15 protein-coding genes are annotated in these 19,913 nt (G+C 73.2%); 1 reads left to right on the forward strand and 14 read right to left on the reverse strand.

Annotated features, from left to right (window positions below):
- The 14 genes from ACFY0D_RS19175 to ACFY0D_RS19240 all read right to left on the reverse strand — a co-directional run bounded on the left by ACFY0D_RS19175 (position 1) and on the right by ACFY0D_RS19240 (position 19,021).
- Entirely contained in the window at positions 1–1,047 is a 1,047-nt protein-coding gene (locus ACFY0D_RS19175) for an FHA domain-containing protein (RefSeq protein ID WP_390799380.1), read from the reverse strand.
- Positions 1,048–1,094: 47 nt separating this feature from the next.
- Positions 1,095–2,429 carry a VWA domain-containing protein gene (locus ACFY0D_RS19180; RefSeq protein ID WP_390799381.1) on the reverse strand — a complete coding sequence of 445 codons (1,335 nt, stop codon included), beginning with the start codon at positions 2,427–2,429 and terminating at the stop codon, positions 1,095–1,097.
- A 60-nt stretch (positions 2,430–2,489) separates the two neighbouring features.
- Positions 2,490–4,013, reverse strand: a complete 1,524-nt coding sequence (locus ACFY0D_RS19185) for a protein phosphatase 2C domain-containing protein (RefSeq protein WP_390799382.1) — start codon at positions 4,011–4,013, stop codon at positions 2,490–2,492.
- Between the two features lie 3 nt (positions 4,014–4,016).
- Positions 4,017–6,845 carry a tetratricopeptide repeat protein gene (locus ACFY0D_RS19190; RefSeq protein ID WP_390799383.1) on the reverse strand — a complete coding sequence of 943 codons (2,829 nt, stop codon included), beginning with the start codon at positions 6,843–6,845 and terminating at the stop codon, positions 4,017–4,019.
- Positions 6,842–8,131, reverse strand: coding sequence for a hypothetical protein (locus ACFY0D_RS19195; protein WP_390799384.1), 1,290 nt, complete (start codon positions 8,129–8,131; stop codon positions 6,842–6,844). The genes ACFY0D_RS19190 and ACFY0D_RS19195 overlap by 4 nt, the downstream gene beginning before the upstream one ends.
- Positions 8,132–8,241: 110 nt before the next feature.
- A complete protein-coding gene (locus ACFY0D_RS19200; RefSeq protein ID WP_390799574.1) occupies positions 8,242–9,192 on the reverse strand; it encodes a glutamate ABC transporter substrate-binding protein in 951 nt (316 codons plus the stop codon).
- Between the two features lie 179 nt (positions 9,193–9,371).
- On the reverse strand, positions 9,372–10,781 hold the full coding sequence (locus ACFY0D_RS19205; protein ID WP_390799385.1) for a hypothetical protein: 1,410 nt from the start codon (positions 10,779–10,781) through the stop codon (positions 9,372–9,374).
- Positions 10,782–10,988: 207 nt separating this feature from the next.
- Positions 10,989–11,978 carry an N-acetylglucosamine kinase gene (locus ACFY0D_RS19210; protein ID WP_390799386.1) on the reverse strand — a complete coding sequence of 330 codons (990 nt, stop codon included), beginning with the start codon at positions 11,976–11,978 and terminating at the stop codon, positions 10,989–10,991.
- Positions 11,969–13,234, reverse strand: coding sequence for a 6-phospho-beta-glucosidase (locus tag ACFY0D_RS19215; RefSeq protein ID WP_390799387.1), 1,266 nt, complete (start codon positions 13,232–13,234; stop codon positions 11,969–11,971). Before ACFY0D_RS19215 ends, ACFY0D_RS19210 begins: the two co-directional genes overlap by 10 nt.
- Before the next feature lie 5 nt (positions 13,235–13,239).
- Entirely contained in the window at positions 13,240–14,094 is an 855-nt protein-coding gene (locus tag ACFY0D_RS19220; protein WP_390799388.1) for a carbohydrate ABC transporter permease, read from the reverse strand.
- Positions 14,091–15,035 (reverse strand): carbohydrate ABC transporter permease, encoded by a 945-nt coding sequence (locus ACFY0D_RS19225; RefSeq protein ID WP_390799389.1) that lies wholly within the window; start codon positions 15,033–15,035, stop codon positions 14,091–14,093. Before ACFY0D_RS19225 ends, ACFY0D_RS19220 begins: the two co-directional genes overlap by 4 nt.
- Before the next feature lie 4 nt (positions 15,036–15,039).
- On the reverse strand, positions 15,040–16,374 hold the full coding sequence (locus ACFY0D_RS19230; protein WP_390799390.1) for an ABC transporter substrate-binding protein: 1,335 nt from the start codon (positions 16,372–16,374) through the stop codon (positions 15,040–15,042).
- Between the two features lie 161 nt (positions 16,375–16,535).
- Positions 16,536–17,765, reverse strand: coding sequence for an ROK family protein (locus ACFY0D_RS19235; protein ID WP_390799391.1), 1,230 nt, complete (start codon positions 17,763–17,765; stop codon positions 16,536–16,538).
- A gap of 173 nt (positions 17,766–17,938) precedes the next feature.
- A complete protein-coding gene (locus tag ACFY0D_RS19240; protein ID WP_390799392.1) occupies positions 17,939–19,021 on the reverse strand; it encodes a mechanosensitive ion channel family protein in 1,083 nt (360 codons plus the stop codon).
- Positions 19,022–19,306: 285 nt separating this feature from the next.
- Here ACFY0D_RS19240 and ACFY0D_RS19245 point away from each other — a divergent pair, with 285 nt between their 5' ends.
- The gene (locus tag ACFY0D_RS19245) at positions 19,307–19,843 is read left to right on the forward strand and encodes an HNH endonuclease (protein ID WP_373041730.1); all 537 of its coding nucleotides are present in this window, start codon (positions 19,307–19,309) and stop codon (positions 19,841–19,843) included.
- Positions 19,844–19,913: the final 70 nt, after the last annotated feature.

Below are 19,913 nucleotides of genomic sequence, written 5' to 3' on the forward strand. Positions count from 1 at the left end.
TCAGCCGCGGCGGATCGTGATCGTCGTCCAGGCACCCACGTGGACCCGGTCGCCGTCGGCGAGGGGGACGGGGACGTAGGGCTGGATCGGCTCCTCGCCGCCGTTGATCGTGGTGCCGTTGGTGGAGTTCTGGTCCACCACCGCCCAGCTGAGGTCGGGCTGCTGGACGAGCACCGCGTGCTGGTGGGACACGCCCGGGTCCTCCGGGGGCACCGACAGGTCGATGTCGGGGGACTCGCCCGTGGAGGCGCGGCGGCGGCCGATGGTGATCTGGCCGCCGGACAGCGGAAGGTGCTGCTCCGGGGAGTACGCGGGCAGGTTCAGCCCGGCGGCCTCGGGACCGCTGCGCTGCATCATCGCCATGAAGTACGAGCGGTCGGGGGCGATCGTCGCGCTCCAGGCGCCCCCGCCCTGGGGCGGGAAGGGCTGGTGCTGCGGCGGAGGCTGCTGCTGGTACTGCTGCTGGGGCGGCGGTCCCTGCTGCTGGTACTCCTGCTGGTACTCCCGCTGGTGCTGCGGCGGGGGCTGCTGCTGGTACTGCGGCTGCGGGGCCCGCTGGTACTCCAGCGGCGACTCGTGCGCGGGCGGCGGCAGCAGCCAGTCGTCCTCGCGCTGCAGCGGCTCGGCCGGACGGTTGACCCGGGACGGCCGCGAGCCCTGGTACTCGAAGTGGTCCTGGGAGTAGGTCCCGGGAGCGGGCACGGGCGGCGGGGGCGTACCGCGGCCTCCGGCACCGCCACCCACGCCGGCACCGATGCCGGCACCCGTCGCCTGGGGTCCCGGTTCCGGGGCCGGCGGGGCATACGAAGTCGGGGTACGGGTGAGGAAGTTGTAGCGGCATTCCTCGCAGAACGGGGCCATGGCCTCGCGCGGGGTCCGGCACTGCGGGCAGAGCTCGGCCTGGGCGGTCGGTTCACCGGCGGTCGGGGGGAAGCCGTAGCCGTAGGACGGCACCGGGGGCGGGCCCTCCGAGGCAGCCATGCGGTGGCCGCAGACCTCGCACCAGTCGTCGGACGCGGACTGGTGCCCGTTCGGGCAGGTCGGCATGGCGGCGCTTCCCCCTTCTTCTCCCTGCGTCATCACGTCAGGTCTTCTCAGGTCTTCTTCACTCGGACGGTCTGTGTCGAACGCGTGTCAAGAGTCATCTCGTCGGCATCGGCGACCTTCGCTTTCAGCCGCACAGTACCCGCCACCGCGTCCACCACATCCACCACCTTCGCCAGGAGTCGTGCTGTGTCGGCGTTCCCGGAGGAACTCGCCAGTTGTACCGCACGCCCCAGCTTGGCCGTGGCACCACCGACATCGCCCATTTTGCGGGCTTCCAAACCTTGCTGGATAGCCTCCGCCAGCTCCGCCTGTCCGGTGTAGTGGGCGACCTGCGCGTTGATGGCGGTGGACGCCGCCAGATCGTCCGTCCACACCGCGCGCACCAGGCCCTGGGCCAGGACGGCCGGTTTCCCGTCCGGCCCGCCCGCCGTGGCCGGGAGCACGAGCGTGGCGCGGGCGGCGAGCATCTCCTGGCCCACGGTGGCCGTCGGGACGCGCACGCACACGTGGTACTCGCGGGACTCGTCGCCCCACGACCCGGTCGGGTAGTCGCCGGCGCGCGGGCCCGCCTCGGTGCGGCGGTCGGTCAGGTCCTGGAGGACGGGAGCCACCTGCTTGACGTACTGGATCTCCACGCCGACCGGGGTCCACAGGCGCAGCGCGACATCCGCGACCTCCTTGCCCATGACGTTCTCCATCATGCGCGTGAAGTCCTCGGCGAGATGGGCCGGGTCGGCCACGATGTCGGCGGAGCCGAGCAGCGCGTTCGCGATCCCGGTGACCTCCTTGACGTCCCAGTCGGTGCCCACCCCGCGGGCGTCGCAGGTGAAGCGGCCCGCGCACGCGTCGAGGGTGGCGCGGAGCACGGCCGGCTCCTCGTGCTCGTTGCGGCCGTCGGTGAGCAGGACGCCGTGCCGGATGGCGGCGGTGGAGCCGCGCAGCAGGCCGTCGGCGAGGCGCAGCCAGGTGCCGATGGCGGTGCCGCCGCCCGAGCTCAGCCCGCGCAGGGCCTCCTTGGCCTGGGCGCGGGTGGTCGCGTCCGCGACCGCGAGGCGGCCCTGGCCGGGGTAGACCTCCTTGGCCACGTGCGTACCGGCGATCACGGCGAAGGCGGTGCCGTCGCGCAGGGTGTCGACGGCGGCCGCCGTGGCCTCACGGGCGCCGCGCATCTTCTCCGGCGGGTACTCCATGGACCCCGAGCAGTCGACCATGAGCACCACGGCCGCCGTGCCGTCGGTGACCGGCGCGCGCGTCGCGGCGGCACCGCCGCTGGCGGTCACCGTGACGATCGCGTGGACGTCCCGTCCGCCCTCGGGGAGAAACTCGTTCTGGTACACCTCCACGCTGAACCGCGGGGCACTCGGCTTGGCGAAATTCGCCATCGGTTGGACTCCTAGGGGGCTCGGGCAGGCGGGTCAGACCTGCGGGCGCGCTTCCACTTCCTATTCCGGTCCTGCCGCCGGGCCCGGCTCCGCATCCGGTCCCGGTTCCTGCTCGGGGTGCGTGGCGAACGGCACGACCGCCACGGTGACGTTGTCGTGGCCGCCGCCGTCGAGTGCGTACCCCACCAGTACCTGGGCGCTGTGCAGCGGGCGGGTCGCGGCGTCGGCGGGTACCACCTGGGCCATCTCCCGCGCGGATTCCGCGTAGTTCCACAGTCCGTCGGTGCAGACCACCACCACCCCGGGGTGGTCGGGCTTGAAGGTCGCGGTGTGCGGTTCGAGGTCGTACGCGTCGGCCCCCAGCCAGCCGGTGATGGCGTGCGCGCGGACGTCCGCGTAGGCCTCGGCCTCGCCCATCAGACCGGCGGCGACCATCTGGGCGGCCCAGGAGTCGTCCTCGGTGAGGCGGCGGGGCAGGGCGGCGCGGTCGTCGGGGACCCAGTAGGCACGGCTGTCGCCCACCCAGCCGATGGTCAGCAGGCCGCCGCTGACGACGGCGCCGACCAGCGTGCAGGCGGGGGCGTTCTGCGCGCCGGGGGTCTCCGGGGCCAGGGCGTTCACCGCTTCCGCGGCGGCCAGGATCGCCTCGTGCATGGCCTCCTGGGGGTGGGCGCCGCGCGGGAGCGCTTCGAGCAGCGCCTCGTTGGCGGCGACGGCCGCGGCGGCCGACGCCTCGTCGGGGCGGCTGGCGGAGGAGACGCCGTCGCAGACGATGGCGACGGTGGCGGCGGAGCCGTCGGGCAGGGCGGTGGCCGACACGGCGAACGAGTCCTCGTTGCGGTGGTGGCGCAGTCCCCGGTCGGTGACGGCGGCGACGCTCCCGAGCTCCTCCTCGATGTGGTCGCGCTCGCGGGGCTGCGCGTGCCCGCAGTGCTCGCAGTACCCGTCGGTGTCGACGTGCCCGGCGCGGCAGGCGACGCAGGTCTTCCCGCCGGCCGCGCCGCCGGGCTGGGCCGGATTCTCGTACGGGGCCTCGCCCGCGCCCCAGGGCGTCCCCTCCGCAGGCGTGCCGGGGTCGCCCCCGGGCCGGTCGTGGCGGGTCTCGGGACCGTCCGCGGCGCCGTACGGGTGCTCGGCCGCGCCCCACGCGGTGCCTTCCGGCGGGGTGCCGTTGCCGTACGGGTTCCCGTGGCCGGAGGCCGCGTAGGTGACCCCGGCCGGACCCTGCCGCGGCTCCGGTTCCGGCTCCGGTTCCGCCGGGGCGGTGACCCAGGCGGCCGGATCGCCGACCAGCGTCGGCGCGGCCGCGGCCACGCTGCCCCAGCCGGGGGCGGGCTCGGCGGCGGCGCGCGGGACGCCGGGGGCCGGGACGCCGGGGGCCGGGCCCGGGCTCCCGTAACCGCCCGCCGCGGCGGCCGGCCGGGCCGGTGGCGCCGGCGGTGCCGGTGGGATGGGGATGGTCGGGTGGTCCACGGCGGCCGGGGGAGGCGCGCTCACGGCGTAGCCGCAGACGCCGCAGAAACGGTCACCCTCCTCCAGGGGTTCCGCGCAGCTGGGGCAGCCCGACAGCCGATGCATCGACATCACTCACACCCACGTCCGGGGACGGAAACGGTTTGCCCGCTCCACCAGTTCGATCCTCTCCTCGCCACGCCGCGCCAGCCGTGCGAGGACGCGGTACGAGCGCTCCAGTCCGAAGCGCAGGCCCCGCTCGTCCAGTTGACTGCCGAGCAGCGAGGTCCGACCGGGGTCGGAACCCCGGCTACCCGACAGTACCCAGTCCAGGGCCGAGCCCAGAACCTCCGTCGCCAGCCGCTCCTGCCGCTCCGGGTCCAGTCCGAACCGCCGCAGGGCTTCCACCTGGTCCGCGGCGGCCGCCAGGTCGGCCAGCAGCGGCTCCTGCGGGGACCGGTCGCGCAGACGTGCGCGTACGGCCGCCACCCGCGCGGCGGTGTAGTGGATGGACGCCTCGGGCACGGATTCCAGCGTGCGCACGGCCGCGTCCCGGTCCCCGGCGGCCAGCTGGACGCGGGCCAGCCCGAAGGCCGCGCTCACGAATCCCGGGTCGGTGATCCACACGAGGCGGTAGTACTCGGCGGCGTTGTCCAGCTGGCCCAGCACCTCCGCGCACAGCCCCAGCGCCAGCTTCGGCGCGGGCTCGCCCGGGAAGGCGTCGTAGATCGCGTCGAAGGACAGGGCCGCTATCTCGTCGTCACCGGTGGCCAGCGAGGCGATGCCACGGGCCCACACCACCCGCCAGTCGTCCGGATGCCGGGCCTCCAGATCCGCCAGGGTGTGTCCGGCCTCGGGCAGTTCGCCCAGCTCCAGGCGGGCCCGCAGCTCCCGCAGCCGCAACTCGGCCGAATCGGCCGGCGCCGCGCTCAGGGCGCCCAGCAGGTCGCCCGGCGCGGAGGCCAGCAGACCCGTCAGGAAACCGGCGTTCGGGTCGGCCGCGTCCACCAGCGGTACGGGCAGGGCCAGCGCGGTGTCGCGCGCGTCGAGGGTCGTCGCTCTCGCGGCAGCCGGCTCCGGGGACAGGAGTACGGGTACGGGTGCGGCCCCCGCGCCCTGGACCGCGGCGGGCGGCGCGGGTCGCGGACCCGGCACGCCCGTCACCCGCGTGGCGGTGGTCCCGAGCCCGGCCACACCCGCCCCCGATCCGCCGGTCGCGGGCGCCCACGTACCCGCCGCGCCACCGCCGGACGCCCCGGGCACGGGCGTGCCGCCGGGCGGGGCGCCGCCGGCGGGGGTACGGCCCTGCGGGCCGAGCGCCCCGGCGGCCGCCGCCCCGGGCAGTGCGGTGCCACCGGCCGCGTGCGCTCCGGCCACGGCCCGGCCGCGCCCGGCGCGCCCGAACAGCGCGCCGCCCCGCCGGGACGCGATCGGCCGGTAGCCGAGCCGGGAGACGACGGTGTCGGCCGCGTCGGCGAACAGCCGGGTGTCCGGAACCCGCAGCTCCGGGCCGAAGAGGGTCGACAGCTGCGGCCGCGGCCGGCCCGTCTGCAGGGCGACCACCTCCCGCAGCACGCCCGTCAGCTGGTCCGCCATCTCCTGCGCGGACGAGAACCGCCGCCCCGGGTCCGGATCGGTGGCCCGGACCAGCAGCCGGTAGAAGGACTCGTACCGCCGGAACACCTCGATGTGCTCGGGATCCGGCAGCGAATCCACGAACACATTGGTGTAGCCCTGGAAGTCGAAGGTCAGCACGGCCAGCGTCCGCGCCACCGTGTACAGGTCGGAGGCGACCGAGGGGCCCAGCTCCGCGACCTCGGGGGCCTGGTAGCCCACCGTGCCGTAGATGGCCGACTCGGCGTCGTCCATCCGCCGTACCGCGCCCATGTCGATCAGCTTCAGCTGGTCCTGCTGCTGGATCGCGTTGTCGACCTTGAAGTCGCAGTACAGGAGGTTCCTGCTGTGCAGGTGGCCGAGCGCCTCCAGCGCCTCGATGCCGTAGGCGCACGCCTGCTCCACCGGCAGCGGGTCGCGCCGCCCGTCCGGCCGGCGCCGCTCGTTCGCGATCTCCTTCAGCGATTTGCCGCCGACGTACTCCATGACGATGTACCCGTCCAGCGAACCGGTCCGCTGGTCCAGGTGCTCCACGAAGTTGTAGATCCGCACGATGTTGGAGTGCTCGATCTCCGCGAGGAAGCGCCGCTCCGAGATCGCGGCCTCCATCGCGTCCTGGTCCCCGGTGTCCAGCAGGCCCTTGAGCACCACCCACCGGTCCGCGACCGCCCGGTCCACCGCCAGGTACACCCAGCCGAGGCCGCCGTGCGCGAGGCAGCCCGCCACCTCGTACTGGCCGCGCACCACATCACCGGAGCGCAGCTTGGGCACGAAGGAGTACGGGTGCCCGCACTTGGTGCAGAACCCTTCCGTCCGGCCCGGCCGGTCGCCCCGGGAGCGGCCCACCGGGGCCCCGCAGTCCGAGCGCGAGCAGAACCGCTTGCGCTCCGGCACCTCCGGGTTCTCCAGGACCGCGGTCGAGGGATTGGGACGCGGCACCTCCGGCACGTTGACCAGACCGGCGCCCAGCCGGCTGCGGCCCGAGGCCGCCGAGCCCGAACTGCGCACCGACACCGAACGGGTGGAGGTCGTCCCCGACACCGAGCGCGACAGCCGCCCGGACACCGAGCGGCGCGAGGAGGAGGACCGGGAGGACCGTGCCGAGGCCGAGGACCGCGCCGAGCCGTGGGAGCCCTGAGAGCCCATCGAGCCACGGGACCCGCCGGAGCCCAGGGAGCCCCGGGCCGCGCTCGTCATCCCCGTCGGCGGCGACACCAGCTCGTCCGCGCCCGCCGCGATCGAGCCGATCGGCGCCAGCCCGCACGTGTCGCAGTAGACCTCGCCGCCGCCCATGTCCTCGTACGCCCCCGGACAGCCGGGACGAACGCAGGCGGTTCCGATCAGGCTCATGCGTCCTCCTCCCCGGCCCCGTCGGGCCGCTGTTCCTGGTGTCGTGGTTGCCCGGGCCGGTCCTGGGGCGCCATCAGCGACTCCGCCGTCGCCTGCTGGTAGCGCAGCACGGCCTGCTCGGCGGCCCGCAGGTCGCAGGGCGCGCTCCACAGCATCCGCCGGGCGGTGTCGTACCGCTCGATCAGCAAGGGGTCCTCCGCCATTCCGTGACGGGCCACCTTCGCCTTGTACGCGTCGAGCCGCCCGCGCAGCTCGGCCCGTACGGCCAGGGGCGCCGTCACCGCGGTCAACGATTCACGGGCCCGCCGCAGTTCCTCCTCGGCGCGATCCTCAAGGGATTCCAGCAGCGGCGAGAGCCGGTGCCAGCGCGCCTGGCGCCGGTGCTCGGCCGCCGCCGCGAGCTGCTCCTGGAGCACCGTGGGCGGGCCGCTCACCGCGGGCACCTCGGACGCGGCGATCTTCGCCAGCACCTCGCCGCGTGCGGTCCGCGCCTCCGCCAGGGTCCGGTCGGCCCGCGAGAGCACGTCCCGCAGGGCGATCAGCCGCTGTTCGGCGTCCTGCCGTACGTCCAGCACCGCCTCGATCTCGCGGCGTACGTCCTCCAGCGCGAGTGCGGCCCGGTCGTAGCGCCCCGTGTCCGGACGGCCGCCGCCGGGCGCGGAGCTGCCCGTCGCCGGCAGCCAGAAGGCCAGCGGGTCCGCGATCACCTGGGTGCGCAGCTCCGTCAGCTCGGCGGTGATGTCCTCCAGGTCGTCGCCGGAGGGGTGCTCGCCCGGCCGCACGCCCACCGAGTGGGCCAGCGAGCGGGTGCGGTGCAGCTCGGCGGCGAGCAGGTCGATCCGGGCGGGCAGCGCCGACCACACGGCGTCGGCGGCGACCACCACGTCGAGCGAGCGCGCGTACAGGCCGTTCATCCTGGCCACCAGCTCGGCGAGCGAGAGCCGCTCCGCCAGCGCGACGCCCTCGGCGCCGGCCCCGGCGATCAGCACTCCGGGCCCGCGCAGCCGCTCGGTCAGCTCGATCAGGTCCTCGCGGTTCGGCCAGCGGCGCCGCTCCCGCACCTCCCGGGCGGCGGTCAGGGCCCCGCTGTAGGCGTCGAAGTACGTCCACAGCCGCGTGATGTCCGCGTCGGCGGCCGTCCACCGCTCCTTGGTGGCCCCGCTCAGCGCGGCGCCCTCCAGCAGCCGGCGCCCGGCGTGGTCCTGGAGGGCGAGCAGCGAGGTCTCGACGGCCTCGTGCTCCGCGCCCAGCCGGGCCAGGGCGCGGTCGACGTCGTCCCGGTCCATCACTGCAGACCCCGCCTCCACCGACTGTGCCTCCGCTTCCGCCGCCGCCTCCGTGTCCGTCCTCGTATCCTGCCCCGCGCCCGGTCCCGTGTCCGAAACCGTCACGGGCCTCAGCCGTCCCGGTACTTGGGTGCGGGGGGCGCCGTCACGCCGGGCAGTACGGGCTGCAGGTGCTTGAGGTACGCCCTCATCCACGGGCTGTCACCGCCGCCCGCGCGGTAGTTCTCCAGCACCCTGTTGACCCGGCGGACCAGGTCCGAGGCGTCCTTGTTCATCGCCACCCCGTAGAACTCGCGGGTGAAGGGCGAGCCCACCAGCTGCACCGACGGGTCCTGCGCGGCCTGACCGGCCGCGAGGGCGTTGTCCGTGATGATGCCGTCGACCTCGCCCAGCTGCAGCCGGACCAGGCAGTCCAGCTGGTTGGCGACGGTGACCGGCACCGAGCCGTACGACTGGGCCTTCAGGGCCGCCTCCGCCGTGGAACCGGCCGCGAAACAGATCCGCCGGTCCTTCAGCGAGGGGTCGTACCCGGTGATCGGCGATCCCTTGGGCGCCAGCACCTGCTGCCCGGCCTCGAAGTAGGCCGTCGAGAAGGCGACGTCCTCCAGCCGCTTGCAGTTGATGGTCATGGTCCGTACGACGATGTCGACGCGCCCCTCCTGGAGGGCGGGGACGCGCTGACTGGTGGGGATGGCCCGGTAGATGACCGCGTTCTCGTCGCCCAGGATGTCCTTGGCGATGGCCTTGACCAGGTCGATGTCGAAGCCGTCGAGGCGGCTGCCCTCGGCGGTCTGGTTGCGGTAGCCCCAGCGGAAGCTGTTCTGGTCCACTCCGGCGACGAGCTTGCCGGCCGCCTTGATCCGCGCGATGGCCGCGCCGTCCACGTCGGAGGGGCGCAGGCTGGCCTCGGGGTCCTGGCAGGTGTCGGTGAGGGCCCAGGGCGCGGCCGGGGCCGCCGCCATCGACGCGGGCCGGCGGACCACCGGCCGTCCGGTGTCGGGCGTCGCGTGGGCCAGCGGCAGCAGCACGACGGCGGCGGTCGTCGCGCAGGCGACGGCCATCGCGCTCACCCCGCCCCAGCCGCGCAGCCGGCCCGCGGCGCGGCGGATGCCGGAGGCCGCGCCCGCGGTCGCCGCCCGCCCTACCCGGCCCGCCCGGCTCTCCCGGGCCGCGTGGTTCTCGTGGCTCTCGTGGTTCTCGTGACCTTCGGCGGCCCGCCTCGCCCGTATCCGCATCGCGCTCACCTGTACTCCGAAAGCCTGCGGCCGATGCCGAGCAGGGCCGCTGCCGCACCGATGACCACCAGGACCGCGGCCCCCGTCACCAGACCGCCCAGCGCGCCGAGCCCGTCCTGGGCGGACCGTGTGAACTCCCGCTGCTCGTGGGCGACGGCCTGTTCCAGGGAGGCGTCCACCGTGTCGAAGGCGGCGCCGCTGCTCTCCTTGTGCTTCTCGTCCCCGACGACCTGGGGCAGCGCGGCCTCGTAGTCCCCCTTCAAGTCCGCCTCCCGGGCCGCCGTGTGCCGCTGCTTCCACTGCTTCACGCCGTCCGCGGCCCGGCTGACGGGGTCCCGGCCGGCCGCGTCGTCGGCGAGCCGCAGCGCGGTCGCCAGTCCGGCGTCCAACTGCTTCATGTTGTTCGTGAAGTCCACGTCGTACTTGTCGGACTTCTTGTCTTCGGCCAGTACGGCGCCCCGCGCGATCAGGGTCAGGTTCTCACCGGCCCGCGCCTGCAGGGAGGCGATCCGCGCGTCGTTGAGCACCTTCATCGACTCCTGCCCGTCCGCCCGGGCCTCGCTCAGGGAGGAGCGCGCCACCGTGTGTCCCACGGTCAGCCACAGCAGGACCACCACCGACGCGGCCGTGGCGGCCACCAGTCCGTGGTTGAGGACCCGGTTCGTGTGCCGGTAGTTGCGCCGCTGCGCCCAGACCAGGGCGGCGACCGCGAGCAGGCCCAGCCCGATCGAGGCCAGCGGCCAGGACCGGGCGTCGTCGTGGTCCGTGTAGAGCCGCTTGGTCTCCGACTCGTACAGCCGCTGGGCGGCGGGCAGCAGCTGGGTGGTCATCTGCTCGTTGGCGTAGCGCAGGTAGGCGCCGCCCAGCGGCAGGCCCTGCCGGTTGGTGGCCCGGGCCTGCTCGATCAGACCGGTGTAGCGCGGGAGCTGCTCGCTCAGCACGGTGATCTGCCGGCGGGAGTCCTCGTTGCCGCCGGTGTTGGCGGCCGCGCTCACCAGTAGCTTGGAGGCGTTGGCGATGTCCTTCTCGTACCGTTGGCGGACCTCGCGCGGCTCCTGGGCCCCCAGCAGGAACCCGCTGGAGGAGGTCGTGTCGGCGTCCGCCAGGGAGCGGTAGATGCTCGCCGCGTCCGCGCTCAGCGGCTGGCTGCGGCCCACCACGTCGTCGGCGGCCGCGGCCCGGTCGGAGATCTCCCAGACGCTCACCGTGCCGAACAGCATGATCAGGGCGGCCAGTACCGCGCCGATGATCCGCAGCCGGCCCGGCTCGGTGGTCGCCGCCTCGCGCAGCCGCTCCACGCCCTCGGCCCAGGCGGTGCCCCGCCCGGGCGGCCCGTCGGGCGGCGGCGCCGTCGGCCCGGCGGACGGCACGGAAGCACCGCCCCCGGGCGCGGGCGCGCGTGATGTGATCGCCACCGTGACCTCCCCCTCGGTCCTGTCGTCCTCCAGCCGACGCTGGGAGGTACCCCCTGCGCAGCAGTATGGCCGTAGTGCCGGTCGACCACAGCACCCGGTGCTGGATCCAGGGCGATCCGTCCCTGAGGGCCCCCTTCGTCGCCCCTTCACCGTCAATACGTCCGTACGGGCGCCACGGTTCCAGACCGGAGGACTTCCGGGGCGGGTTCACCCGAAATGGGCACGGAGTTTTTCGTATGCCTCGGGCGGGGAACCGAGGGCGTCGAGGCCCAGCAGGCCGGCGCCGAGCACCGGCGGCGCCGTGATCACGGAGATCCGGGCGCGCGGGGCCCGTTCGGCGAGTCCCGCCGCGATCCGGTCGTTGAGCTGCGGGTGCCCGGCCGCCAGCACACTGCCGCCCAGCACCACCGGTACCTCCCGCTCCAGCAGACCCAGGCGACCCAGCGCCACCGACGCCATGGCCACCACCTCGTCCGCCTGCCGGTGCACCAGCGACAGCGCCACCGGGTCCCCGGCGGCCGCCACCGCGAACAGCACCGGTGTCAGCTCGTGCCGCCGCGCGTGCGGCACCCGGCCCAGGTGCATCGCCTCGATCAGCGACGCCATCGACGCGTGGCCGAGGTACGCGGGCAGCGCCCGGGCCAGCTCCGTCGGCCCGCCCCGCCCGTCCTCGGCCCGGGCCGCGAACCACAGGGCCTCCTCGGCCAGTCCGCCCCCGCCGCCCCAGTCGCCGGAGATCCGCCCGACCGCGGGGAAGCGCGCGGTCCGACCGTCCGGGGTCATCCCGACACAGTTGATGCCCGCCCCGCACACCACCGCGACCCCGCACGGGCCGGCGCCCGTCGGCAGCCCGGAGCGCAGCAGCGCGAAGGTGTCGTTGTGCACCGCCGTCGCACGGCCCCAGCCGCGGCGCTCGATCTCCCGCGCCAGCTCCCGCTCCTCCACCGCGAAATCGGCGTTGGCCAGGCACGCCGACACCCGCTCGGCCAACGGCCCGGCCGCCGGGTCGGGGCGCAGCCCGGCGTCGGCCATCGCCTCGGCCAGCACGTCGACGGCCGCGGCCACCCCCGTGCGCGGCGGCTGGAAGCCCCCGGCCTGGCCGGAGCACAGCACCGAGCCGTCCGGGGCGAGGAGCGCCACGTCCGTCTTGCTGTTGCCCGCGTCGATCGCCAGCACCGAGGGGAGGGTCACGCCCATGGCAGGTGCTCCTTGTTGTGCGCGAGGAGCCGGTCGGTCAGCCCTTCGGCCAGGTCGAACTGCCCGATGAGGGGGTGCGCCAGCAGTGCCTTGAAGACCCGCTCGCGCCCGCCGCGCAGGGCCGCGTCCAGCGCGAGGTCCTCGTAGGCGCTCACGTGCGCGATCAGCCCGGAGAACAGCGGGTCCAGCCGGGGCACCGCGAGCGGGACGGGGCCGGACCCGTCGACGCGGGCCTGCACCTCGATCACCGCGTCGTCCGGCAGGAAGGGCAGCGTGCCGTTGTTGTACGTGTTGACCACCTGCACGGCCGGCCCGCCGTCGCCCAGCAGGGAGGAGGCCAGGTCCACGGCGGCCTCGGAGTAGAAGGCGCCGCCCCGTTTCGCCAGCAGCGCCGGCTTCTCGTCGAGCGCGGGATCCCCGTACAGGGCGAGCAGTTCGCGTTCCATCGCCGCGACCTCGGCGGCCCGCGAGGGTTTGGTCCCGAGCTCCCGGACGACCTCGTCGTGGGCGTAGAAGTAGCGCAGGTAGTACGAGGGCACGACGCCGAGCCGGTCCAGCACCGCCCGCGGCAGCCGCAGGTCCCCGGCGACGGCCTCGCCGTGCGTGGCGAGCAGGGCCCCCAGCAGGTCCTCGCCGTCCGGGCCGCCCCGGCGCACGCCGAGCTCCCAGGTGAGGTGGTTGAGGCCCACGTGGTCCAGGTGGATGTCGGCCGGCGCCAGGTCCAGCAGGGCCGCGAACTTCCGCTGGAGGCCGATGGCGACGTTGCACAGCCCCACGGCCTTGTGCCCGGCCTGCAGGAGGGCCCGGGTGACGATCCCGACCGGGTTGGTGAAGTCGATGATCCACGCGTCCGGGCTGGTCCGCCGGACCCGCTCGGCGATGTCGAGGACCACCGGGACCGTGCGCAGCGCCTTGGCGAGCCCGCCCGCGCCCGTGGTCTCCTGGCCGACGCAGCCGCACTCCAGGGGCCAGGTCTCGTCCTGCAGCCGGGCGGCCTGTCCGCCCACGCGCAGCTGGAGCAGGACCGCGTCGGCCCCGTCGATGCCCGCATCGAGGTCGGTGGTGGTGGTGACGCGGCCCGGGTGGCCCTGCCGGGCGAAGATCCGCCGGGCCAGGCCGCCGATCAGCTCCAGCCGTTCGGTGGCCGGGTCGATCAGCACGAGCTCGCCGACGGGCAGGGTGTCGCGCAGCCGTGCGAACCCGTCGATCAGCTCGGGGGTGTAGGTGGAACCGCCGCCCACCACTGCGAGTTTCATCGTCGTCAGCCTTTCACGCCGGTCAGGGTGACTCCCTCGACGAACGCCTTCTGGGCGAAGAAGAAGAGGACGATCACCGGTGCCATGACCAGTACGGTCGCGGCCATGGTCAGGTTCCAGTTGGTGTGGTGCGCCCCCTTGAAGGACTCCAGTCCGTAACTGAGGGTCCAGGCGGCCGGGTTGTCGGAGGCGTAGATCTGCGGGCCGAAGTAGTCGTTCCAGGCACAGAAGAACTGGAAGAGCGCGACGGCGGCGATCCCGGGCCGGGCCATCGGCAGGACCACGCGCAGCAGGGTGCGCACCTCGCCGCAGCCGTCGACGCGGGCCGCGTCCAGGTACTCGTCGGGGATGGTCAGCAGGAACTGGCGGAGCAGGAAGATGGAGAAGGCGTCGCCGAACGCCATCGGGATGATCAGCGGCCACAGGGTGCCCGACAGGTCGAGCTGCTTGGCCCAGAAGAGGTACATGGGGATGACCACCACCTGCGGCGGCAGCATCATCATGGCGATCACGAGGAGCAGCGCGAGCCGTTGTCCGCGGAAGCGGAACTTGGCGAGCGCGTACGCGACGGGTACGGAGGAGACCACGGTCAACAGGGTGCCGAGTCCGGCGTACAGGAGCGTGTTGCGCCACCAGGTCAGGAAGCCCGGGGTGTGCCACACCTTCGCGTAGTTGCCCCATTCCCAGGTGTCGGGCCACAGGTCGCGGGTCAGTGCCTGCCGGTCGCCCATCAGGGAGGTGAGGAGGAGGAAGACGAAGGGAAGGACGAAGAAGAGGGCGGCGGCCACGCCGAGCGAGTGCACCCCGACCCAGTGCAGTACCGCCTTGGAGGATCTCCTGCCGGTGTGCGCGCTGCTCATCGACCTGCTCCGATCAGACCGCCACGGCGCCGCATCAGGAGCGCGGTGAAGGCCATGGAGAGGGCGAACAGGACGAGCGCGACGACACACGCGGTGCCGTAGTCGAAGCGCTGGAACCCGAGGTTGTAGACGAGCTGGGGCAGCGTCAGGGTGGACTTGTCGGGATAGCCCGGCTCGAACTGCTGGCCCGAGCCGCCGATCACGCCGGCCGCGACCTTCCCCGCCACCAGCGGCTGGGCGTAGTACTGCATGGCCTGGATGACCCCGGTGACGACGGCGAACATGATGATCGGCGAGATGTTGGGCAGGGTGATGTGGCGGAACCGCGCCCAGGCGCCGGCCCCGTCCAGCTCCGCGGCCTCGTACTGCTCCTTGGGTACGTCGAGCAGCGCGGCCATGAAGATGACCATCAGGTCGCCGACCCCCCACAGGGCGAGGGCGGTCAGGGCCGGCTTGGACCAGTCGGCGTCGGTGAACCAGCCGGGGGTGGGCAGTCCCACCGCGTCCAGCAGGGTGTTGACGGGTCCGGTGCCGGGGTTGAGCAGGAAGACGAAGGCCAGGGTCGCGGCGACCGGCGGGGCCAGGTAGGGCAGGTAGAACAGGGTCCGGAAGATCCCGGTCCCCGTCTTGATCTTCGTGATGAGCAGGCCGATGCCGAGGCCGAAGGCGACCCGGCAGGTGACCATCACCAGGACCAGCCACAGCGTGTTGCGCATGGCCGGCCAGAAGAGCGGATAGTCCGTGAAGACGTAGCTCCAGTTGTCCAGGCCGTTGAAGGCGGGCTGCCGGAAGCCGTCGTACCGCGTGAAGGAGAAGTACAGGGTGGACAGCAGCGGGTAGACGAAGAAGACGGCGAAGCCGATCAGCCACGGGGACAGGAAGGCCGCGGTCCGAAGGGCGGAGCGCCGCCGCTTCGACCGCAGGGGGTGGACGCCGGTCATCGGTCTACTTCGCCTTCGCGATGTCCGTGTCGATCTGCCGGTCGGTCTTGGCGAGACCGGCCGGGATGTCGCCGAAGTCGCCCTTCTCGACGGCGTACGCGAAGTCCGTGAACGTCAGCTGGTAGGTGCCGCCGTCGGCCTTGGCCGGGGTGGTGCTGGACTTCGGGTGCCGGGCGATGTCGAGGAAGGTCTTGAACTCCGGGGTCACCTGGAGGTTCGGGGAGTCCAGGGCGGCGAGCGTGGACGGGATGTTGTGGATGGCGTTGGCGAACGCCACCACCGCCTCGGTGTCGGTCGTCATGTACTTGACCAGCTCCCAGGCGGCGTTCTGCTTCTTGCCGCCCGCGGCGATGCCCATGATCGTGCCGGAGAGGTAGCCCTTGCCGTAGTCGGCGGCCTGCTCGTCGGGGACGGGCAGCGGGGCGGTGCCGATCTCGAAGGCGACGCCGGCCTCCTTCGCCATCGAGGCCCGCCACTCGCCGTCGATCTGCATGGCCACCTGGCCGGTGTGGAAGGGGTGTTCGGAGCTCCACTCGTCCCCGAAGGTGTTGCGGAACCGCTCCAGCTTCTCGTAGCCGCCGAGCTTCGCCACCAGGTCCTTCTGCGCGGTCAGCATCTTCGCGAAGGCCGGGTCCGCGGCCAGTCCGGAGCTGCCGTCGGCGGCGAAGTAGGTGGGGCTCCACTGGGCGGCGAGCCGCATGGGGGTGGTCTCGTAGCCGTGGAAGGTGGGCATCAGGCCGACCTGCTCGTACGAGTCGCCCTTGAGCTTGGTGAGCTTCTGCGCGACCTCGGTGAACTGGCTCCAGGTCTTCGGGGGTTCGGTGATGCCGGCGGCCGCGAAGGCGGTCTTGTTGTAGACGAGTCCGTACGCGTCGTGCAGCAGCGGCAGCGTGCACTGGTTGCCGTCGAACTGCGTGTACTCCAGCAGGGTCTTGGGGAAGACCTTCGTCTTGTCCACCCCGGACTTCGCGAGGAAGGGGTTCAGGTCGGCGAAGGCGCGGGAGTTGCAGAACTTGCCCACGCTGTCGGTGGTGAAGGAGGAGACCACGTCGGGGGCCTTGTCCCCGCCCGCCCGCAGCGCCTGGTTGATCTTGTCGTCGGTCATGTTGCCGGTGACCTGGACCTTGATGTTCGGGTGCGCCTTCTCGAACCGGGCGATGTTCTCCTCGATCGCCTTGGCCTCGCTCGGCGCGGACCAGCCGTGCCAGAAGTTGAGGGTGACGTCCGCCTTGGGATCGTCGGAGGCGGTGTCCGCGCCCTGGCCCGTACAGGCCGTGGCGAGGGCGGATATCGCCGCGAGGACGGCGGTCGCGGTGGTCAGGCGTCCGGTTCTGGGCATGGCGGGGCTCGCTCTCTGCAGGAGGAACTTCCGTGGGGGGTGCCGGTGGGGATGGCGGTGGGGTCTGGGGGTGTGGGTGCGCCGGGGTGCGGGGTGCGGGGTGCGGGGTGCCGGGGTACGGGGTGCAGGGGGGAAGGCGGGGACGGCGGGCGCCGGGCGGTTCAGCCCGAGGTGTCGAACACTTCGTCCCGGGTGGCGGCCAGCGCGCTCTCCAGCGCGCCGTGCAGGACGGGCCGTTCCCGCACCTCGCCGGGGACCAGCCGGGGCCGGGAGGGGGCCAGTTCGGCGAGTTCGGCCTCCAGCAGCGCGCGCAGCGGCTCGCCGCCCGCGCTGATCGCCGCCCCGGACAGGACCACGATCTCCGGGTCCAGCACGGCGACGACCGAGGCGAGACCGGTGGCCAGCGCGGTGGCGTACGACTGGAGGAACCGCAGGTGCGCCCCCTCGGGGGCGGCGGCGGCCCGGGTGAGCAGGGCGACGGCCGCGGCGACCTCCGGTCCGTGGGGTGCTCCGGGGATCTCGGGCGCACCGGGGGCGTCCGCCGGCTCCATGCCCAGTTCCGCGGCGAGCCGGGGCAGTCCCTCCACACCGGCCAGCTCCTGGTACCCGCCGGAGTTGGCCCGGGTGACCTGCCGGACCAGGGGGCGGCCCGGCACGGGCAGGAAGCCCACCTCGCCGGCGCCGCCGGTCCAGCCGCGGTGCAGCCGGCCGCCCAGGACCAGTGCGGCGCCGAGGCCCTCCTCGTTCCACAGCAGGACGAAGTCCTCGTGGCCGCGGGCGGCGCCGAGCCGCTGTTCGGCGACGGCGGCGAGGTTGACGTCGTTCTCGTACTCGACGGGCATCGGCAGGGCCGCCGCCAGCTCCTCCAGGAGGGTGGGGGAGTGCCAGCCGGGGAGGTGGCTGGCGTAGCGCAGGCGGCCCGTCTGGGGGTCGAAGGCGCCCGGTGTGCCGATGACCACCCGGCGCAGGTCGGTGCGGTGCAGTCCGGCGGCCTTCACGGCCCCGCCGAGGGCCTCGGTCACCTGGTCGACGGCCTCCGCGCCCTCGGTGTAGGGGACCTCGTGGGTGGCGACCACCGTGCCGGTGAGGTCGGCGACGGCCGCCAGTACCCGCTCCGGGGTGACGTCGAGACCGCCGACGTAGGCGGCCCGCGGGTTGATCGCGTAGAGCTGGGCGCTGGGGCCCGGGCGTCCCCCGTCCGTGCCGGTGGCCACGACGAGTCCGACCGCTTCGAGGCGGGCGAGCAGCTGGGAGGCGGTGGGCTTGGACAGCCCGGTCAGGTGCCCGATGCGGGTCCGGGACAGCGGGCCGTGCGTCAGCAGGAGTTCGAGTGCGGCCCGGTCGTTCATGGCGCGCAACAGGCTGGGCGTTCCGGGCGTGGCGGCGGGCATCGAGCGGCTCTCCCTCACCGAGGTGATCTGTTAGGTAAGTTTCCTATCACCTGTTGAAGTGTGTCAATGCCGCTGCCCCGCAGGCTGTGTCATTTCACGTGTCATTTCACGGATGACCTGCGGGGCAGTGGGGTGAGCGGGGCTCGTGCGACGTACGGGTACCCGCTATGCGGCTACTTCGTGATCCGCGGGCCGGCCGGCGGCGGGATCGGGGCGGTGGCCAGCGACTGGGGGGAGGCCGGGTTCGAGAGGGCGGACGGCGCGGCGACCGAGGCCGACGGATCCGCCGGGGCCTCCTCGTCCTCGTCGGCAGCCGGCATACCGCCGATGATCCGGATGCCGGCGGCGTCGAAGGCCTCCTTGATCCGCCAGCGCAGCTCCCGCTCCACCGCGAACTGCTGGCCGGGCATGGTCTTGGCGGACACCTTCACGGTCATCGAGGCGAGCAGCACCTCGTCCAGGCCCAGGACCTCCACCGGACCCCACAGGCGCTCGTCCCACGGGGACTCCTTGGCCATGGAGTCGGCGACCTCCTTGACCACGGCACGGATCCGGGACAGGTTCTCGGAGGGCTTGACCTGGACGTCCACGCCCGCGGTCGCCCAGCCCTGGCTGAGGTTGCCGATCCGCTTGATCTCGCCGTTGCGCACGTACCAGATCTCGCCGTTGTCCCCGCGGAGCTTGGTCACGCGCAGTCCGACCTCTATGACCTCGCCCGAGGCCACACCCGCGTCGATCTTGTCGCCGACGCCGTACTGGTCCTCCATGATCATGAAGACGCCGGACAGGAAGTCCGTCACCAGGTTCCGGGCTCCGAAACCGATCGCCACACCGGCCACACCGGCACTCGCCAGCAGCGGGGCCAGGTCGATCTTCAGCGCGGCCAGGACCATCAGCGCGGCCGTACCGAGGATCAGGAACGAGGCCACCGACCGGAGCACCGAGCCGATCGCCTCCGAACGCTGGCGCCGCCGCTCCGCATTGACCAGCAGCCCGCCCAGAGCGGTGCCCTCCACGGCCTCGGCGCTGGTGTTCATCCGGGTTATGAGCTTGGTCAGCGCCTTGCGGACCGCCGAGCGGATCACCGCCGCTATCACGACGATCAGCAGGATCCGCAGGCCGATGCTCAGCCAGGTGGCCCAGTTCTGCTCGATGAAGCTGGCGGCCTCGGTGACGCTCTCCTGCGCCTCCTTGACCGATGCGGGCGCGTCCGGAACGTCGGCTGCCAGCGGCAGCAGGGCGGCGGGCCAGGGCACGACGGGAACCTCCAGGTGTAGCGGTCTGCCCGCGGAACCGGGGGGACCCCCGGACGGATCCGGGGATATGCGGGACAGACCAACCACACTAACGGGGCAATCCCTTCACCTTGGTGCCGTGTTCGAGGGAGAGACCAGACTCACCTGGGGATGACTGACTGTGGTTGAAAACACCTCGGACCCGTTACGGGCGAGTGGTGGCGTTTCGACCAGCCGTAAGGAGAGACTGGAGAGCAGATCGTCCCGGCGCGAGCCACGCGCCGCCGACGTACAAGGAGGCAGTCCGTGCCGCACGTCCTGGTCCTCAACGCGTCGTACGAGCCCCTCGGCGTCGTACCGCTCCGCCGCGCGCTCGTCCTCGTCCTGGAGAACAAAGCAGTCTCCCTGGAGGAATCCGGCGCCTTTCTGCACAGCGCGACAAGGGTCGTCCCCGCGCCCAGCGTGGTACGGCTCAAGCGCTTCGTGCGGGTCCCCTACCGGGGGCCCGTTCCACTCACCCGGCGCGCCCTGTTCGCGCGGGACGGCGGTCGCTGCATGTACTGCGGCGCCGTCGCCACCAGCGTCGACCACGTCATTCCGCGCAGCCGGGGCGGCCAGCACGCCTGGGACAACGTCGTCGCCGCGTGCCGCCGGTGCAACCACGTCAAGGCCGACCGGCACCTGCTGGAGCTCGGCTGGCGGCTGCGCCACCAGCCGGCGCCGCCGTCCGGGCTGGCGTGGCGGATCATCGGCACGGGGCACCGGGATCCGCGGTGGATGCCGTACCTCCAGCCGTACGGGGCCGAGGATGCGCTGGACCGGATCGGGGTCGCGGCCAGTTAGCTCCCGCCGGGTTGCTTGCCGTGGGGCCGCCGGTTCCGTGTGGGGTCGCGCCCGCCGGTGACCTGCGGCC

Source organism: Streptomyces sp. NPDC001502 (genome assembly GCF_042894785.1).
GTDB lineage: Bacteria > Actinomycetota > Actinomycetes > Streptomycetales > Streptomycetaceae > Streptomyces > Streptomyces kutzneri.